This is a genomic window from Sphingomonas sp. NFR15 (assembly GCF_900103265.1).
GTDB classification, from domain to species: Bacteria; Pseudomonadota; Alphaproteobacteria; order Sphingomonadales; family Sphingomonadaceae; genus Sphingomonas; species Sphingomonas pollutisoli.
On record NZ_FMWX01000004.1, the window covers coordinates 1 to 17,459 of the forward strand.

Sequence of the window (17,459 nt, forward strand, 5' to 3'; positions counted from 1 at the left end):
GATCTCGTTCGACTTGCATGTGTTAGGCATGCCGCCAGCGTTCATTCTGAGCCATGATCAAACTCTCAAGTTTATGTAACCTCCCCAGCGAGCGGAATAACCCGTCAGGAAAGTGCATCTCAAGGAGCATGGTCTGCACAAATTCTTACGTATGGATACGTGAAGGACTTGTGAGCCAGCATAGCTTTAAACGAGTACCGAACGCCTTGAAAACGCCCGAACCCGCAAGCCGCCGCCCACATGTCCCTTCATCTAAACCAACAATGTCAAAGAGCGCAAAATACCGACGCCCAACCTAACCCCCTTGCGAGGGAAGCCTAACGCTGGTCTTTTGCTGACCGTCAGAAGCATCCCGTGTGGGGTGCCGCTGTGTGGAGGCGGGCAAATAGGGCGGCTGCACCGAGTCGGCAAGCCCTTTTTTGCGCCCCCTCCACTTTTTTCGCTTCTGGGACGCTGGCCGGAAGGATCCTGTGCGCGGCGCGTGCGTTCAACGCGCCCCAACCGTCGCCACAGCTTGCGGCGCATCGCGCAATTGCAGCGAGATGCGCCCGTCCGCGCCCGCGGCGGCGGGGATCTCGGTGCCGACGAAGCCGTCGGGCACGTCGTGCCCCGGCTCGAAGGTCGCGCTCGCCCCGATTTTCGCGATGAGGAACAGCCGCTCGCCGGTGATCCGGCACGCCTTCCCCGAGCAGGCGACCGAGCGGATCTCGGGCAACCGCACGACCGTCCCGAGCGGAACCCAGGCCGAGGCGGTGCCGTCACGCACCGTGCGGAACCGCACCGCCCCGAATGCCGCGGGGCCGAGCGCGTCCGCCGGTACGAAGGAGACGATGCCGGTCTTCTCGTCCTGCAGATCATAGCCCTTCCCCGCCGTGATCGTCGTGCTCGCGCGGCCATCGGCGGTGGCGATCTCGATCGTCTCCCGGCCGGACAGTGTCGCCGCGCCATCGAGGTGGAAGGCGAAGGCGACGCGGGCGTCCTGCGCGAACACATCGGGTGTGGCGAGCGTGATCGGCCGGCCGCCCTCGCGCGCCGCCGGCTGCGCCGTCACCCGAACCAGTGTCGCCGCCGGGCGCGGCGGCGCGATCGTGACCGACACGGTCCTGTGCCGCCCGTTCGCGAAGACCACGTCGGCGGTCTCGGCCTTCCCCGCGACCAGCGTCGGCGCGGCGGCCGGGTCGGCGAGCCGCAGCGTCAGCCGGTCCTGCTTGCCGACCCGCGTCAGCGTGCCCGGCTGCAATGCCAGCTTGCCGAGCGTCGCACCGAGCACCTGATCGAGCCGCGTGCCCGTCAGCAAGGCTTCGCTGTCGCCCGCATACACGGTGAGATCGTCGAGGCTGCCCGTCTCCTGGAAGACGCGCAGCGTCACCACCGCCGGCTCCGCGGCCCCCTTGCTGTGGATGAGAATGGACATCGCCCCGGCGTCGATCTTCTCCAGCGGCAGCGTCGCCACGATGCCGTTCGGCCCGGATTGCTTCCACGTCACCGGCTGCGCCGCGCCGTCCCCGCGCCGCATCTCGACTTCGGTGACGCACCCCGCCCCGCCCCCGGTCAGATCGAGCTGATTGGTACGCCCCGCCACCAGCGCGCCGCGATCGGGCGCCTTCCATGCGGTCTCGCCGGGGCTGGAGAGCACGAAGCTCGGGCCGTCGAACGCCGCGAACCCCCATTCGCCATGCACCTGGCCCGAGGTGGACGCGCCGAGCGCGCCGGCCGGCACCGCGCCGTCCGCGACGAACCCGCCCGCGCTCGCATCGGCGCGCAGCGGGATGTCCACCGGCGTCCCGTCCGCGCGCTTCAGCCGCAATTTCATGTCGTGCGCGTAATCGGTCGCGTAGATCAGCGGCGCCCCCTCGACCGGCAGGACGAAACCCGGCGCGGCGCACAACGCCGCCGGATCGGAACGCCGCAGCGGCGGCGGCTTGGGCGCTTCGATCGCCGGCAACGCCAGCACGATCACCGATGCCGGCTTGGCGAAGGACACCGGCGTGTTGAGCAGCACCGTCACCGCGCCATCATCCATCCGCGCCAGCGCGGGGATGAACTGCAACTGGGTCGATTGGAACGCACCGACCAGCCGGAACAGATCGCGGACCACGCCGATGTACGAGCTGTACGATCCATAGCCCGCCTGCGGCGTCGCGCTGAGTTGGAAGGCGAGGTCGGTCGGCGTCCCCGCCAGCGTGTCGGCAAGCGCCGAACTGTGCGTGTCGGCCAGCAGCAGCGTCTCGCGATCGACGGTGAGGCACGCCGCCTGAAGCTCGGCGGGTTGTTCGAGGCATTCGGATTTGAGCCGGATCGCGAGGCTGCGCGCGAGCACCGGCGAGATCGCCGCGACCGTCTGCGGGGCCGCGCGCTCGGTCTTGAGCATCGTGTGCAGAAAGGTGTCGAGCCGCGCGCGGTCGAGCGAGGCCTGGTTGAGTTCCTGCACCGCGCGCACGAAGGCGCCCGGCTGCTTGCGCACCGCGCTGCTGATCGCGCCCGCGCTGCCGCCGCGCTCGGGCACGATGAACAGCGCCATCTGCTGCGCGCCCTTGGGGACGGTCAGCGAAAGCTCGGCGTCCTTGGGTTTCCAGCTCAACGCCTCGTGGAACCATTTGCTATCGGGGCGCTCCACCGTCCCGCGCAGGAATGCCGCCACCAGCCGGTAATGTTCGGTCTGGCTCGGGAGCAGGTCGAGCTTGATCGACACCTGATCGCCTTCGGAAAGGTTCGGCACGCGTTGCAGCGGAAGCTGGGTGCCGTCATGCGTCACCATGATGTGAAGACGCGGGCCGATCAGATCGAACGAGGAGGTTGCCGCGCGCGCCGGTGGAGCCGAAGCCAGCGCGAACAGCCCGGCGAGACATAGCAAGGGAAAAGGACGCAACACGATCTCCGCACCTGTCAATCGCTCGCGGTCATGCCGCCGGCCTGTGTCCGCAATGCGGCGGGCAGCCGTGCGATACGCGAACAAGAACCATCGCCACCGCCACGGGTTGCGTGCCCTCAGCAGCGCCGCTCGCGCTTGTTCCAGTTGGGGATCACGCGCACGCGGCGTTTGCCCCAATAGCTCAGGTCCATGAAGACGCCGACACGCGCGCCTTTCTTCGAATAGATCATCTGGTCGCCGTGGTCGCCGGTGGCGGTATTGCAACTCTGCCAGCCGCGCTTTTCCAGCACGTCGGTGATCGCATAGACCGCATATTGATCCGTGTCGTGCCACACAGTCACCAGCCCGAAGCCGCCGCCGCCGTCGCCGCCGGCGAGATCGACCGCGGCTTCGTACGGCCCGGTGCCCTCGAACATGACCTTGTGCTTGCGGCATCGCATGCTCACCGCGTCGCTTTGCACGCAATCGATGAAGCCGGCACGCTTAGCGTCGGCGAGGCTGCCGGCGACGGGCAAGCCGCCGAACATCAACCGCGCCGGCGGGGGGCGTTGCGGGCCGCCGCAGCCTGCCAGCAAGAGCAGCGCGGGCCACCAGGCGATGCGTGCCATCGAACACTCCCCTCGCGGGCGGATCAAGCCGCCGCAAGCGCCGCCAGCGCGCCCAGCGCGGTCGAGAAATAGTCGCCGCCCCGCGCGGCGCGCGGCTTCCGGCCCAGCGTGATATCGGCCACCGCCATTCCCCCGTCCGACAGCGCATAGGGCGCCTGCGCACCGCTGGTGACATCGACCCACGCCGGTATCATGACGTGCCGGGCGAGGCAGTCGCTCCAGAAATCCCGGAACGGCGCCAGCGCGCCGCTGCGCTTTCCCCAGGCGAGGTAGAGCGGAACGCGCACCGCGTCGAAGCCGAATTGCGGCGCCCGGCCGCGCGCCGGGCGCACGCCGGCCGTGTCGATCTCGATCCAGTCGGTGATGAGCTTGTGCGCGCCGAACCGCGCTTCGGCGAGGATCTGTTCGCCATCGCTCACCACCGCGCCCCATGCCGCGGTGCCGTCGGCGGCGAGGAACGCATCGAGCGCGGGCCAGATGTAATAGGACGGATTGAGCGTCAGCAATCCCGGCGTCTCGAACCCCTGTATCCCCGGCAGCAGCACCGTCCGCGTGCCGATCCGGCGGATCAGATGCTTGCGGATCGCGCCCCGGATCGCGGCGGACTGCCGCGCATATTCATCCACCCGCCAGCGCACGGAGGCACGCAGCAGCGCCCAGGCGATCAGGATATCGCCGTCGCTCGCGTCGTTCGGGTCGGCGACCGGGTTGGCCGCGGCGGGATCGAACCGCCAGGAGAACAACCGGGCATCGGTGCGGGAGAGGAAGTGGCTCGTCCACGTCCACAGCCGGTCGAACCCGGCCCGATCGCCCGCCGCCTCCGCCAGCAGCATGCCATAGCCCTGCCCCTCGCTATGGCTGATGCCGCCGTTGCCGGTGTCGATGATCCGCCCCTCGGGCGAGAGGAACCGCGCCGAGAAGGCCGCCCACGGCCCGCCGATCTTGGGCGGCGGGCTCGCGACCGCGCATCCGCCGGGCAACATCCCCGCCAGCATCAATCCGCCGATGAAGCTACGACGATCCTGCGACATCGTCATGCCCCGTGCCGGAATTCGAAGGTGAAGCCGTCGCTCGACACGATCGTCGTGTGCAGCTTGGGGCCGCTGCCCAGCGAGCGCAGCCAGGCGTCATAGGCGCCTTGCAGAATGCGCGGCAACGCCCCCCGCCACGCCCCGTCCTGCTCGAGCCCATCCACCGGCAGCAGGCGATGGCGGATGTGGATGCCGTCCTTCGTCACCGACAGTCGCACCGTCCCCAGCCCGAGGTGCTGGAACAGGTCGTTCAACTCGGCCTCGACCGCTTCCAGACTGCCCGAGGACTGCAACGGATAGCGCGCCGCCAGTTGAAAGCCGACCGAGTGGAGGAACGCCAGTTCCTCGTCGGGCTGCGCGGTCTCGCGCACCTCGGTCAACAGCAATTCGAGCAGAAGGCTGGTCACGTTGGCGGGCGCGCGGGCGGTCGTAGGGTCGATCATGCGTTCATTTCCCGGAGCCGCTCAGCGATTGGCGAATGCTCAACAACGTCTGAAACTCGTTGTAGACGCCGAAGCTGTTATATTTCACCTCGCCGCCGATCTCGGTCGCGCCGCCGACCCGATACGAACCCGAGGCGGAGCCCGCGAAGGCGAAGCCGCTCTTGCTCAGGCTGTCGTAACTGGAGCGCACGTCGGTGTTCCTGCCCTTCAGCGTATCGAGTTGCGCCTGCGCGGCGGGCAGCGTCGGATATACCGGCACCGCATCCTGCTGATAGCTCTGGAAGCCCGGCGAGAAATCCGCGCCCGCCTTCCAATTGCCCTTCTCGGTACGATAATGCAGCGGGAACGCCACCGCAACGAAGCTCTGCGGGCTGAAATAGCCGCCGTGCCCGTATGAGAAGTAGTTCTGGTTGTTATCGAACGTCTGGTAATTGAGGTTCGCGCCCCCGGTCACGCTGGTCCCGCCTTCGCGGTAGATGTTGATATAGCCGCCGATATTGCCCTCGAACGCACGGTTGGCGCGCACGTTCACGCCGTCGTAGCGATGGTAGGCGCCGTCCGCGTAGATGCCGCTGCCGTTGGTGTCGAAGGAGAGCGATCCGCCGCCGCCGCTGCGCATCACCGATCCCCAGGGCAGCCCACTCACCGGATCGATCGTGCCGGCATAGGAGAGTAGGCTGTCGGTCACCGCGCGGCGCTCGCCGTGGATGCCGACGGTGACATGATCGCCGAGCTTGGGGGTGAAGCTCGCGCCCCCCTCCACATTGGTCTTGCGGAAGCCCATCGGCGTCGCACCGACATCGGCCTTGAGCGCGCCCACCGTGATCGCGACCGAGGCGGCGACGCCGGCATCGTGCTGGGTGTCGGCCAGCGTCAACTGCGACACCGCCTGGTTGACGATCCCGGTCGCCTCGGCGGTGGGATTGGTGCCGAACCGCGCGAGACCGGACCGCGACATGCTGCCCGCGTCGAGCACGACCGGCGAGACCGAGGCGCTGATCTTGGCGTTGCCGATATGCGTGCTCGCGGTCACCGTCGCGCCGATCTGGTTCAGCTTGCTGAGCCCCGCCTCGCCCGAACGGTTGCGATAGCTGGTGCTGGCCTCGATCGTCGATCCGGCCTCACCGGCGAGCGCGGCGATTTCCCGATCGATCCGCGCCAGCGTCGGGTCGGCGGCGCCACCCGCCCGCGCGGCCGGCAATTGCCCGAACGGATTGGCCGGGCCGAACCCGCCGCCTACCGGCGGAAGCGGCGCGCCGACCGGCGTGAAGCGTCCGCCGCCCCCGCCGCTCGGTCGCGCGGGCAGCGCGAACGGATTGGGTGGCGCCGCCGCCGCCCCGCCGGCGAACGGGTTGCCGCTCGCGTTGGCGAAGGGGTTGCCGCCTTCGAAGGGCGCGCCGTTCGCCAGCCCGGCGTCGCCGCCCGCCAGCGCCCGCGCCTGTTTGAGATATTTGAGCGCCGCGCCCTTATGCCCGCGCGCCTGTTCGACCCGCGCCGCCGCCAGATAGACATCGGCGTTGCGCGGCGCGATCGTCAGCGCGCGCTCGATCGCCTGTCCGGCGTTGTCATAATCGCGCGCCGCCGCCGCCGCTTCGGCATAGCCCGAAAGCGCGCCGACATCGTCCGCCTTCTGCGCGATCAGCATCGCATAGACCTGCTGTGCCTGCCCCGGCATCCCGCCGCCCTGATACAACCGCGCGAGCGCGCCGAGGATGTCGTGGTCCTGCGGCGCGTTCGCATAGGCGCTGCGCAACACGTCGAACGCCGCCGCGTTCTGCCCGGCCAGCCGCATCCGGTCGGCCTGATTGGCCGCCAGCACCGCGTTGAGCCGCGCGATCGCGCCACTGTCCGCCGAGCCGCCGAACCGGGCGATCAGGGTGCTCGCCTCGATGTCCTGCCCGCTCCGGGCCAGCACCCCCACCACTGATTGATAGTCGCCCGGCTCCGCCAGCGGCATCGCCGCCGCGCGCTGCGCCAGCGCCTGCGCGCCCGCCTCGTCGCCCATCGACATCAGCAGATCGGCGACCGCGCCAAGCGTCCGCACCGAGACCTGCGGCCCGGCGGCGAGCGCACGCGCCCCCGCCAGCGCGCCGCCGATATTCCCCTGCGCCTGCATCGCCTTGATACGGTCGATCGCCTCGCCCGTCTTCATCGTGATCGCGAACTCACGCATCTCCGGCGTCATCTGCTCGGCCGGAATCTGCGCCATGCGCGCCGCCGCGGTCATCGGCGAACCGACATGATCGTAGAACAAGGCGCCTGCGTACAGCGCCTCGGGCGTGTTCATCGCCGCGAGCGGCGCGATGACGGCGGCGGCGTCGCCCTGATGGCCCTGATCGGCGAGGAAGATCGCATATTGATAGCGGACCCACGGATCGGACGGATCGGCCGCGACCGCGGTCTGGAACGCCTTCACCGCGCCCGCCAGATCGCCCGTCGCGGCAAGCTGCTGCGCCTGCGCGCGCGCCGCCTGCGCCCGCAGCGCGCCGCTGCTCGCGGCCCCCGCCGCGCCCGCCTGCGCATAGACCGTCGCCGCCTCGCTGGTCCGCCCCTGGCGCGAGAGGATCTCGCCGAGCAGCAGGTTGGCGTTGTCGCGGTCCTTGAAGTCCGAGGTGGCGAGCCGCCGCGCGATCTGCTCGGCCTGGTCGAGCCGCCCGGCGTTCAGCGCGGCGCGCGCGTCGTCCATGTCGCCATAGAATTGCGCCGCAGCCAGCGCGGTCGCCCATTTGCCGGCGTTGCCGCCCGCCGACGCACGCGTAAGCAGATCGCGCGCTTCGGCGAATTTCTTGGCGCGCAGACGCACCAACCCCAGCCCGCCGAGCGCGTCGCGATCCCCCGGCTGCACCTTGAGCGCCGCCTGGAACCGCGCCGCCGCCACATCGAGCTTGCCGCTGTTCAGCGCGGCGAAACCGGCCGCGCGCGCGTCGCCACCGCTGTCGCTCGGCTTCGCTCGCGCCGGCGCGCGCGCGGCCGGCGCGGGTGCCGTCGGCGCGGCGGCCGGCTTCGCGACCGGCTTGGGCGGCGCTTTCGGCGCGGTCGGCCGCGCGAGCGCCGCGCGCGCCTCGGCGTTGTTGGGGTCGATCGCCAGCACGCGGTTCAGCGCGGCGCGGGCGAGGTCGGCCCGCCCCTTGGCATTCCAGTAGCGCGCCTGGCTGAGCAGGGTATCGATCGCGGACGGCGCGGCCTGGGCGGGCACCGCCGCGCCCGTGGCCATCGCCACGCACATCGCGATCTTCAGGACGGTACGCGAAGCCATCACGGTCACTCCTTCACGCCGGCGAGCCGGCGGCGCTTCTGCGCCTTCAGGAACAGGTAGAGCGGCAGCGACAGCAGCAGCGCCGCCAGCACGCCGGAGAACGCCAGCAGCATCGGGTGCTGGCTCAGCCAGAAGCCGCTGCGCAGCCACCAGGGCAGGGAGCCGCTCCAATATACCCCGCCGACACGGAAGCTCGTGATCCGGTCGCCGCTGAACAGCGCGAGATCGCCCTGCATCTGCGCGTTGATGTCGCGATCGGCGAGCCCGTTGATGAGGTCGGGCAACGCGTCGGGCTGGGTCGCGAGCACCGCCACCACGCTATGGTCGGGATCGAACGGCGAATGGAAGCTGGTGACGCCCTGGAAGCCGGCGGTCGCGAGCAGCGACTGGTCGACGTTCGACGGCATCGCCTCGGCATAGGGGCTGAAATAATCCCACGCGCGGCTGATCGCCGAGCGTTGCGCCACCTCGATGCGGCCGCCGCTCCAATGCACCGGCGCGCCTTCGAACAGGTTGCCGACGTTGAGCCGCGCCGGGCTGCCGACGACGAGAATGTCGTAGCCGGTCAGATCGTTGCCGTCGATGCTGCGCACCACCGTCAGCCGCGTCGGCGCGACGCCGGTGGCATCGCCGAACCGGCCCATCAGCGCGAGGAAGGTCTCGACCTCGCTCGCCGTCGGGCTGGCCGGCATGACGACCACGGTCTCGCCAAGGTCGGGCGTGCGCGTGAACGGGAAGCCCGCGCCCGCGAACAGCGCGAGGTTCGGCATCAGCGCGGCGTGCTGCACGCCAGTCAGGTCGATCGTGCTGGTCGGGTCGATGCCGACCAGTACATTGGTCGGCAACGTGCCCGAGCAGCGCTTCTTGTCGGCGACCTGAAGGTCGTAATAGAGCGAGATCTGGTTCTGCCCGAACAGCGCATAGCCGGGCAGGATCGCATTGCCGGTGTCGTGGCGCGAGGTCGTGCCGCCCGCACCCCACATCCGGCCCCACCAATTCGCCTCGGCGAGCCGGAAGGTCTTGAGATACTGGCCGTTGAGCGACAGATCGAGCCGCGAGCGCTGGCGGTCGAGCCACGGCGCCACCGGATAGGTATAGCCGATGTTGAGCCGGGCGCCGGTGCGCGGCCAGTAGAACAGATCGGGTGCGAGCCGGAAATCGGCGGTGAGCGGCCCCGGCGGCAGCCCCTGCCCTTGCAGGCTGTGCGGCCGCACGATCTCGCCGAGCTGCACCGCACGGTCGGTCCTCAGCCAGCGCGGCGCGCCGTACCGGTCGGTCACGGGCACGCGCGCACCGCTCACCGATGCCGAGGCGCCGCTCAGCGCGCCGCCGCTGGTCGCGGCGACATTGGCGGCGAGCCTCAGCTCACGGTCGTCGCGGCCCATCACCAGCAGCAGCGATCCGAACGGATCGCGCGGGTTGGCGACGATGGCGAGCGTCGGCCCGTCGATCTGCGGCATGGCGATACCCGGAACGCTCCGGTTTGGCGTGAGGAACACCACGGCGTTGCCCACCGGCAGCACGCCCGCGACCGGCTTGAACTGGAAATTGCGATAGCTCGCCTCGGCCCCCAGCCAACCGGCGATGGCGGCGGCGGACTGAAGCTCGGCGTTGCTCGGCGAGCCGGCGAAGACGAAGGGCAGCTTGAGCGCCTGCGTCTGCGAACGGTCGAACAGCGGCGCGGGCAGCGCCGACAGGTCGCGCTGCATGGGCAGCTTCTGCACGGTCAGGTCGAGCGCCGATCGCGTGTTGCTGATGTTCGCCCACAGCGTGCTGTTGAGCGGGTCTTCGCAATCGCGCGCATAATGGCCGACGAGGCGAAGGTTGATCTGATTGTCCCCGGCGGTGAAGAGCGCCGGCTCGACCGGGATCGTCACAGCGACGCCGTTCGCCGTGTCGGACGACAGCGGGATGCTGCGCACCACCTCGCCGTTCACCAGCACGACGAGCTGGCTGAGATCGCCCAGCAGCGCCGGGGAATACGCGAAGTTGAGCGTCAGTTGCGCGGCCGAGACCACCTCGTCATGGCGCAGGCCGAACGGAATGCCGACTTCGCCCTGGGTGCCCTGCAATCGGATACGGCTCTGGACGCGCAAATCCTTCAGCGTGAAGTGCAGCGCATGGCTGCCCGGCGCCTCGGCCGCCGCCGTCGTGGCCGCGGCGGCTTGCGCCTGCACGGGCATGCTCGCGGCGTTGGCGACGCCGCCCAGGATGCCGAGCGCCAGCGCGATCAGGAACATCGTGACCATCACCGAGCTGATCGCGCCGATGAGCTGGCGCGGATTGCGCACCGATCCGCCACCGGCGACCAGCGTGGAGGCGGAAATTTTGGCGATATCCCTCATCGATTGAAAGCTCGTTTCGGTTTTGTGATGGGTGGTGTGTTGCCAGGCGTCGGCGCGTCCCATCAGCGCTTCCGACAGACGGCGTTCCTCGTCGATCGCCAGCTTGGGGAAGCGCACGCGGGCGATGCCCGACGCGACCTTGATCGTCTCGACCGGCACCGTGAAGGCACGCTCGCCGATCCGAAAGCCGACATCGGTCACGGCCCGCCCGGTCACGTCGAAACGCTCCGGCGCGCGGATCGCGAGGCCGCTCATCGACACGTTCATGGTGGTCGCGTCGACCACATAGCCATCGTCGAAATAGAGCGAGACCGGCAGCGCCGCCTCGAAGCGGACCGCGTCGCGCGTCTGCCGCGTCTCGCGCCCGACCGAGATCGCCGAGACGAGGATCAGCAGGTTGAACATCGTCCACGCCGTATTGAGCAACAGCGTGCTCAGTTGCACGTTGAAGGTCAGCGGGAACAGCAGCTTCACGAAGCCGATCGCGATGCCGAGGATCAGCAGCCCCGCGCAGATCAAGTGCGGGCGCAGCGTCTGGTAATCGAAGAAACCCTTCTCCAGCGTCGCGCCCTTGTCGGTGACGTTGAATTTGCCCTTGTGCGGGTTGAACAGCGTCAGCACCGTCGGCTTGGCGAGGTGGAAGGCAAGCAGTGTCTCGTAGATCTCGCCCCAGAACGGGCGCCGCTCGGAGCCTTGCAGGCGTTCGCTCGACGTCGTCGAGGTGAACAGGTGCGGCACCGCATAGGCGAAGATCATCGCCGCCGAAGCATGGATCACGTTCTGCCCGGCGATCAGATAGGCGAGCGGGGAGGTCAGGAAGATGATGCGCGGCAGCGGAAACTGGAAGTGCAGCATCGCGTTCAGGTAGCAAAGCCGCTGTGGCAGGGTCAGCCCGGGCCCGAGCATCGGGTTGTCGATGCGGAAGATCTGCGTCATGCCGCGCGCCCAGCGGATGCGCTGGCCGATGTGCAGCACCAGCCGCTCGGTGGCGAGGCCCGCCGACAGGCGCGCGTTGATATAGGCGGTGTTCCAGCCCATCCGTTGCAGCTTGAGCGCGGTGTGCGCGTCCTCGGTCACGGTCTCGCCCGCGAAGCCGTTGGTCTGTTCGAGCGCCTTGCGGCGGATGATCGCGCACGAACCGCAGAAGAAGGTCGCGTTCCACAGGTCGTTGCCGCTCTGCACCGCGCCGTAGAACAATTCGCCCTCGCCCGGCATGTCGCCCACCGCGGTCACGTTGCGCTGGACCGGATCGGGCGAGTAGAAATGGTGCGGCGTCTGCAGGACGGCGAGCTTCGGGTCTTCCTGGAACCAGCCGACCGTCACCTGAAGGAACGCGCGCGTCGGCACGTGATCGCAGTCGAACACGCAGATCAGGTCGCCGTCGGTGCGCTTCATCGCGGCGTTCAAATTGCCCGCCTTGGCGTGGAGATTGTCCGATCGGGTCAGATATCCGCAGCCCGCCTCGCGCGCGAAGTCGCGGAATTCGGGGCGCCGCCCGTCATCGAGGATGAACACGCGGAACCGGTCGGGCGGATAATCCATCGCCATCGCCGCGAACACCGTGGTGCGAACGATGCTCAGGCTCTCGTTATAGGTCGGGATGTAGACATCGACGCTCGGGAACCGGCGCGGCTCGCCTTTCAGCGGCACCAGCGGACGGTCGAGCGGGAAGCCGGTCTGGACCAGCCCGAGGATCAGGATGAGCCAGGCGTAGAGTTCGGCGACATACAGCGGGATGCCGAGCGCGAACTCGACGGGCGTGCCGAACTCCAGCGTCGCGGTGGTTCGCCACCAGATGTAACGTGTCGAAACCAGCGCCGAGAGCAGGCAGATCGCCAGCGTCATGCGCCGCCCCTTCAGGCGGTTGATGACGAGCACCGCCGCAATCATCGCGAGCGCGAACATCCATTGCTCGCGCAGGTCGAGCGGCACCACGACGGCGCAGATCACGATCGGCGCGGCGACGATCGCGATCAGCCACAAGACGGCGCGCGGCATCGCGGGCGGAGTGGCGTCCTCCTGCGCGCCCGCGACGGTGGCGGTGGCGGTGGCGGTCATGCGATGCCGCGCTCGGGCTGGGCGGCATCCGCGCGTTCGGGCACGAGCCGTCCGGCGATCGCGCGGAAGTCGGCGAGCGCGGCACTCGCTGGCGCGAAGCTCGCCAGCGTCTCCAGCATCGCCAGCGCCTCGCCGACCGCCTCGTCGCGCCGGATCGTGCCGAGCAGCCGGTCGCCGAGCAGACCGCGCAGCATCGTCGCGATGTCGCGGCCGAGCCGCAGCCGGTCATCGACGCGGTTGAGCAGGAAGAACGTCCGGTCGTCGCGCGTCGCCTGCACGTCGCGATACACCAGCGGCAGCGCGGCGAGCGCCGCCGGGTCCGGCGTCAGCACGCACAGCCGCAGCGCCGCGAGCGGCAGCAACAGGTCGAGCGCGTGGCGGTCGCCCGATCCGATATCGACGATCACGACCCCGTCGCCATCCTCGTCCTCGTGCGACTGGATCGCCGCCACGATCTCGGCCGCCGTGCGGTCCGCGCCGGGCGCCATCACGCGCACCCCGGCGACGATCATCGCCGCGTCGCCCTCGGCCTGGCGGCTGCGGTCGATCACGCCGGAGCTGTCGCCCAGGCACAGCGCGAGCGCGCCCTGCCCGGTCAGGTCCACCGCCGTCACGAACACGCCGCGCTCGGCGAGCACCAGCGCGAGGTTGGCGGCGACCGCCGATGTGCCGACGCCGCCCTTGGGGGAATGGAAAAGCACGATCATCGCCGCTCTACTCCGAAAGGCGGCGAAGCAGGCCGCGAATGTCGTCCGATGGTGCTTCCGGCTCGGGCGCGGCCGGTGCCTGCGCCTCGCCATAGCGGCGGAACAGCTTGCCCGGCCCGCCAACGCGGCGATCGGCGCCGGACCAGCCCTCGCCCGACGGCGCGGCCCGCTCCGCGGGGTAGGAACGCCGCTGCGCACCCGGCAGCCGCGCGAGCGCGGGATGCGCGTGGATCAGCCGAAAGATCGGCCAATAGCCTGGCGTCTCGACCTTGTCCGCGAAAACGCGATACTCGAGATCCGGCTGCCCTAGCTGCTCAAGCAGTCTGCTCACGTCATCCGTCATGTCATGCCCCGCTGGAAGATTTCCGGCGCATCACAGAAATCATATTTTGGTTAACAAAGTATGCACATAGCCACAACAATCAGAATTTTAATAGAAAATTAGTATCGAAGCCGGTGCGGCAGCGCGCCCGCGGCGCTCGAAAAAAGTTGATGACACCGGTGCCAAAATATGAAATCAAGGTCCAACAACAGGAAAAACGACGCGCCGACGCGATCGTTCGGATGAGGATGCACCAGGATTCGAATCGCGCGGCGACGCCCGCGCGCCGCGGTTCCGCGCCTCCGCCGATGGTCACCGCGCGGAGAAAAGGGAAAATATCGTGACGACACCGCACGACAGCAGCCCTGCCAGAGTCGATGACACCGCTCGCCCAAAGCACCGGCGCCGGAGCAACTGACCGCGACACGACATCACCGCCACGCCTGACAGACGCCGCACCACCGGCCGACGGCGACATGACCACAGGAGGGGAAACGCGATGACATCTCACATCACCCGGCTGGCGCTCTGCGCGTCGGTCCTCGCACTCGCGGCCGGAACCGCCGCCGCGCAGACCACGCCGCCGCCCGCCGATCCCGGCCCCGGCACCACCCCGTCGGCGCCCGCGCCCGCCAGCGTCGAGGCCGGCAGCCAGACCGCCACCGCCCAGCCCGGCGACACCCAGACCGAAGACATCATCGTCACCGGCTTCCGCGCCAGCCTCGCCTCGGCGATCAACGCCAAGCGCGAGGCGATCGGCGCGATCGACGTCATCAAGGCCGAGGACATCGCCAAATTCCCCGACAACAACCTCGCCGAATCGATCCAGCGCGTCCCCGGCGTGTCGATCGGGCGCGATGCCGGCGAGGGCCGCAGCATCACCGTGCGCGGTCTCGGCGCGCAGTTCACGCGCATCCGCATCAACGGCATGGAGGCGCTCAGCACCACCACCTCGACCGACAGCTCGGGCGGCGCCAACCGCGGGCGCGGCTTCGATTTCAACGTCTTCGCCTCGGAGCTGTTCAGCGCGATCACCGTGCGCAAGACGCAATCGGCGGAGATCGACGAAGGCTCGCTCGGCGCCACCGTCGATCTGCAGACCGCGCACCCGCTCGATTACAAGAAGACCACGGTCGCCGCCTCGGTGCAGGGCAATTACAACGATCTGCGCAAGGCGGTGGACCCACGCCTCGCGGGGCTGTTCACCACCAAATTCTTCGACGACACGGTCGGCGTGCTCGTTTCGGCGGCCTATTCGCGCAGCCGGAAATATGAGGACGGCGCGGGCTCGGTCGGGTTCGATACCACCAACACCAACGGCGGCTATTGCGCGCCGGTCGGCTACGCACCCGCCAACCCGCCGCTCTCCGCCGCCAACGGCACCACCGCGACCGCCTGTTCGACCGGCGTGCCCCGCCCCGCCAACACGCCCGAGAATGTCGCCGCCTACAACACCGTCAACGCCGGGGGCGGCACGGCGGTCCACGCGCCCCGCCTCCCGCGATACGGCCGGCTCACGCACGATCAGAAGCGGCTCGGGCTGACGGGCTCGATCCAGTGGCAGCCGAGCAGCCACACCCTGCTCACCTTCGACGCGCTCTATTCGAACTATCACGCCACGCGCGAGGAGAACTTCATCGAAGCCTTCTCGTTCAGCCGCGCGCTTTCGAACAACGGCAAGCCGCAGACGGCGGTGCGTCAGGCGGAAGTCAATGGCGCGGGCGATCTCGTCTATGGCGTGTTCGACAATGTCGATATCCGCTCGGAGACGCGCTACACCGATTTTACCACCAAGTTCCAGCAATATACGCTCAACGGCCGGCAGGATCTGGCGAGCTGGTGGACGGTGACCGGCGGCATCGGATATTCCAAATCCGATCTCGAAGTCCCGATCGACACTACGTTGACGATCGATCGGCCCAACAGCCAGAATTATAGCTGGGATTATCGGCAGGACAGCCGTCACCCGATCCTCGATTACGGCTTCGATGTCACCAATCCCGCCAATTTCGGCTTCATCAACAACACGTCCGAAATCCGGCTGAGCACCAGCAGCTCGATCAACACTTTCAAGAACGCGAACATCCAGAGCAACATGAAGCTGCTCGATGGCCTCAATCTCAAGATCGGCGGCTCGTACAAGCGCTTCGAGTTCAAATCCTCCGCCACCGGCCGCGCGGTCAACTCGCTGCTCGTGCCCGCGCTGCCCGCCGGCACCACCGTCGCCGATCTCACCCGCGTGCTGACCGGCTTCGGCGAAGGCTTCAAAGTCCCCGCGCCGACGCCGACATCCTGGGTTACGCCGGATCTCGACAAGTTCGTGAAGGTGTTCGACATCTTCTCGAACACCGGCACCTTCGCGCAGAACGGTGTCGAAAACACCAGCGCGCGCGGCAACATCCGCGGCGTCACCGAGGATGACAAGGCCGGCTACGGGCAGGTCGAATTCGACGGGGAACGCCTGTTCGGCTTCCCGCTGCGCGGCGACATCGGCGTGCGCTACGTCCAGACGTCGCAGGCTTCGAACGGCTATCAGCTCGTCGGCACCGCGCCCGTCCTCGTCACCGCCAAACGCACCTATGACAATTGGCTGCCCTCGCTCAACCTCGCCTATTCGCCGATCAACACGCTGATCTTCCGCCTCGGCGCCTCGCAGGTGATCGCCCGGCCCGATCTCGGCAATCTCACCCCCGGCGGCTCGATCACCGTCACCGGCGCGCGCAGCGTGACGGTCGGCAATCCCAATCTCGATCCGATCAAGGCCAAGACGCTCGATCTTGCCGCCGAATGGTATCCGACGCGCGATTCACTGCTCTCGGTCGCCTATTTCTACAAGAAGATCAGCACCTATATTCAGACGCTTCAGGAAGATCTGCCGTTCAACCAGCTCGGGCTCGATCCGGTGCTGCTCGCCAATTCGACCACCGCGCCGACCGACATCTTCACGTCGCGCCGCCCGTTCAACACGCCCGGCGGGCCGCTCAAAGGGTTCGAGATCAACGGCCAGACCGCCCTGCCGCTCAATTTCCTGCCCGAATGGCTCAACCACTTCGGCGTGCTGGCGAACTACACGCACGTCACGTCGAAGATCAATTACGTGCTGACCAGCGCGAACGGCGTGCCGATCCTCACCACCACCGCGGCTCTGGTCGGCCTGTCGAAGAATGCCGCCAACGCCACCGCCTATTTCGACGACGGCAAATTCTCGATCCGCGGCTCGATCGCCTATCGCGGCGGCTTCCTCGTCAGCGTGCCCGGCGGCAACACCGGCAACGACGTCAACGGGCAGAGCAAGATCACCACGATCGACGCCAATTTGTCCTATCAGGTCAACGATTACCTCAAGATCACGATGCAGGGCCTCAACCTCACCGACGCGGCGGTCGATCAATATCAGGGGTCGGATCGCAACAGCCCGTTCATCAACACGCATACGGGGCGCCAGATCTATTTTGGCGTGGGTGTGAAGTTCTAGAATGAACGCCTCCTACCCGTTCGCACCGAGCGAAGTCGAAGTGCGTGCCAAGCGGCGCACTCTGGGTCATGTTTCGACTGCGCTCAGCACGAGCGGGTTTGGTGCGCGCGCGGCGCAAAGCGGCGGTAAAGAAGAGTTCGAATCGTCAGATCGATTCCGGCGCCGGTGTGAAGTTCTAGAATGAACACCTCCCACCGGTTCGCACTAAGCGCAGTCGAAGTGCGTGCCAAGCGCCGCGCGCTCTGGACCGTGCTTCGACTGCGCTCGGCACGAACGGGTTCAGTGTCCACGCGCCCCCGAGCGGCGCGATGGAGACGTTCGACTCTCATGGGTAATCGAAAC

At 68.1% G+C, this 17,459-nt stretch carries 9 protein-coding genes and 1 rRNA gene; 1 reads left to right on the top strand and 9 read right to left on the bottom strand.

Translation table 11 applies throughout. From position 1 onward, the window contains the following. The 9 genes from BLS81_RS10795 to BLS81_RS10835 form a co-directional block, all read right to left on the bottom strand. Positions 1-73: ribosomal RNA gene (locus BLS81_RS10795) — 16S ribosomal RNA — on the bottom strand; the annotation flags it as partial. 414 nt (positions 74-487) lie between these two features. Beyond that, the gene (locus BLS81_RS10800) at positions 488-2,872 is read right to left on the bottom strand and encodes a hypothetical protein (protein WP_371128276.1); all 2,385 of its coding nucleotides are present in this window, start codon (positions 2,870-2,872) and stop codon (positions 488-490) included. A gap of 116 nt (positions 2,873-2,988) precedes the next feature. Next, positions 2,989-3,480: a hypothetical protein gene (locus tag BLS81_RS10805; protein WP_093223799.1), complete on the bottom strand. Its 492-nt coding sequence runs from the start codon at positions 3,478-3,480 to the stop codon at positions 2,989-2,991. 23 nt (positions 3,481-3,503) lie between these two features. After that, on the bottom strand, positions 3,504-4,517 hold the full coding sequence (locus BLS81_RS10810) for a family 8 glycosyl hydrolase (protein WP_093223800.1): 1,014 nt from the start codon (positions 4,515-4,517) through the stop codon (positions 3,504-3,506). Beyond that, positions 4,514-4,954 (bottom strand): cellulose biosynthesis protein BcsD, encoded by a 441-nt coding sequence (gene bcsD, locus BLS81_RS10815; protein ID WP_093223802.1) that lies wholly within the window; start codon positions 4,952-4,954, stop codon positions 4,514-4,516. The genes BLS81_RS10810 and bcsD overlap by 4 nt, the downstream gene beginning before the upstream one ends. 4 nt (positions 4,955-4,958) lie before the next feature. Next, positions 4,959-8,210 (bottom strand): cellulose biosynthesis protein BcsC, encoded by a 3,252-nt coding sequence (locus tag BLS81_RS10820; RefSeq protein ID WP_143023350.1) that lies wholly within the window; start codon positions 8,208-8,210, stop codon positions 4,959-4,961. 5 nt (positions 8,211-8,215) lie between these two features. Further along, positions 8,216-12,553: a UDP-forming cellulose synthase catalytic subunit gene (gene bcsA / locus BLS81_RS10825; protein ID WP_093224236.1), complete on the bottom strand. Its 4,338-nt coding sequence runs from the start codon at positions 12,551-12,553 to the stop codon at positions 8,216-8,218. A gap of 56 nt (positions 12,554-12,609) precedes the next feature. Beyond that, positions 12,610-13,320 carry a cellulose synthase operon protein YhjQ/BcsQ gene (locus BLS81_RS10830; protein ID WP_176787129.1) on the bottom strand — a complete coding sequence of 237 codons (711 nt, stop codon included), beginning with the start codon at positions 13,318-13,320 and terminating at the stop codon, positions 12,610-12,612. A gap of 7 nt (positions 13,321-13,327) precedes the next feature. Then, on the bottom strand, positions 13,328-13,651 hold the full coding sequence (locus BLS81_RS10835) for a hypothetical protein (RefSeq protein ID WP_143023351.1): 324 nt from the start codon (positions 13,649-13,651) through the stop codon (positions 13,328-13,330). 490 nt (positions 13,652-14,141) lie between these two features. Here BLS81_RS10835 and BLS81_RS10840 point away from each other — a divergent pair, with 490 nt between their 5' ends. Beyond that, positions 14,142-17,117, top strand: a complete 2,976-nt coding sequence (locus tag BLS81_RS10840; RefSeq protein WP_093223808.1) for a TonB-dependent receptor — start codon at positions 14,142-14,144, stop codon at positions 17,115-17,117. The last annotated feature ends 342 nt before the right edge of the window (positions 17,118-17,459 follow it).

What these genes read in the sequence shown, in the direction of transcription:
- BLS81_RS10840 (WP_093223808.1), top strand. Translation starts at nt 14,142, where the DNA reads ATGACATCTCACATCACCCGGCTGGCGCTCTGCGCGTCGGTCCTCGCA.
- BLS81_RS10820 (WP_143023350.1), bottom strand. Translation starts at nt 8,210, where the DNA reads ATGGCTTCGCGTACCGTCCTGAAGATCGCGATGTGCGTGGCGATGGCC.
- BLS81_RS10830 (WP_176787129.1), bottom strand. Translation starts at nt 13,320, where the DNA reads ATGATCGTGCTTTTCCATTCCCCCAAGGGCGGCGTCGGCACATCGGCG.
- bcsA (WP_093224236.1), bottom strand. Translation starts at nt 12,553, where the DNA reads ATGCCGCGCGCCGTCTTGTGGCTGATCGCGATCGTCGCCGCGCCGATC.
- BLS81_RS10810 (WP_093223800.1), bottom strand. Translation starts at nt 4,517, where the DNA reads ATGACGATGTCGCAGGATCGTCGTAGCTTCATCGGCGGATTGATGCTG.
- BLS81_RS10805 (WP_093223799.1), bottom strand. Translation starts at nt 3,480, where the DNA reads ATGGCACGCATCGCCTGGTGGCCCGCGCTGCTCTTGCTGGCAGGCTGC.
- bcsD (WP_093223802.1), bottom strand. Translation starts at nt 4,954, where the DNA reads ATGATCGACCCTACGACCGCCCGCGCGCCCGCCAACGTGACCAGCCTT.